General features: G+C 68.1%; 1 protein-coding gene. It reads right to left on the bottom strand.

The features are described 5' to 3' along the window. A partial coding sequence (locus tag EN964_RS34965; RefSeq protein WP_127277468.1) for a S8 family serine peptidase occupies positions 1-1,221 on the bottom strand: 1,221 nt, incomplete at its 3' end. Positions 1,222-1,272 lie beyond the last annotated feature (51 nt).

Consider the following 1,272-nt stretch of genomic DNA (forward strand, 5'->3'; position numbering starts at 1 on the left):
GCTCGGCGCCACCATCTCGACGCCAGGCGCCGAGATGAAGACATAGGCGCCGCGATTGGCCTGCGGCATCAGCCCGTCCTTGGCATCAGTGGCGGTGACTGCGATGACACCATCGAAAGCCGCCGGATAGCCATAGGGCGCCTTCGGCCCGTTGTTGCCGGCTGCGGCGACCAGCACCATGCCGAGTGCGCGGGCATTGCGGCAGGCGACGCCGAGCAAATCGTTCTTCGGCCCGACGAAGCTCATATTGATGATGCGCACGTCCTGTTCCGCCGCCCAGTCGAGCGCCGACAGGATGACGTCCATGGTCGACTTGCCGCCCTCGAAGGCGCGGGCGTGATAGATCTTTGCGCCCGGCGCCATGCCTTCCAGCACGCCGACGCCGGCGATCAGCCCGTCGATCGACGTGCCGTGATCGCGCTTTTCGATCGGCACGTCGGGCATGGCGTCGAACTGCCCGGCAATGACGCCCGACAGCGCCGGGTTGGTGTCGTCGATGCCAGTGTCGATCACCGCGATGCGGACGTTTTCGCCGCTGGCCTGCTTGGCATCGAGCGCGATACGATCGAACGCATAGTTGACGATGCCGGCGGCCTGCTGCAGCGAATAGACATGGTTGGGCTCGCGCCGCTGGGTGCGGCCGTCGGCGGCCAGTTGCGCCAGCACGACGCCGACGGGCCGGCCGTCGGGAATGCCGAAGCGCACAAGCGTGGTGCCAAGCAGAAGCGACTGGCGCTGCGAGCGCACCTGCAGGCCGAAAGAAGCGGCGATCTGCTGGACGGCGCCGGCATCGCCGTCGACGGTCACCAGCACCTCGTCGGGCACGAAATCGCCGACCACCGCGCGCGGCGGCTGAACGGCAATGAGATCGGTCGGCGAGACGATCGGGCCACCGGGCGGGGGGCCGGCTTGGTTATCGGCAGGCGGCGTCGCGGGTGCCGGCCGTGGCGTCGGCACAGGGGTCGGAGGCGCCGCCGGGTTAGGAAACAGGTCGACGATCAGCGCCGGCAGGAAGACGGCGCCGGATTGGCCTGCGTCCGATCCGCCCTTTGTGTCGCTGCCATCCTTGGCGCAGTCGGCTCCCGCCGCATTGGTCCCATCGCCGCAGTCGATTTGCGTCCGATCAGGATTGGCGCTGCTGGTCTGCGCCGACGCGGGCACGGCGATCGCCATCGCCGTCGCAAGCACTGCCGCAAATCGAATGACCGCCTCAGCCGCCATCAACCGGTTTCCTTCCCTCGATCACAGTTTCCGCGAAGGGCTGGGCGGCAA

The sequence above is a fragment of the Mesorhizobium sp. M7A.F.Ca.CA.001.10.2.1 genome (assembly GCF_003998575.1).
GTDB lineage: Bacteria > Pseudomonadota > Alphaproteobacteria > Rhizobiales > Rhizobiaceae > Mesorhizobium.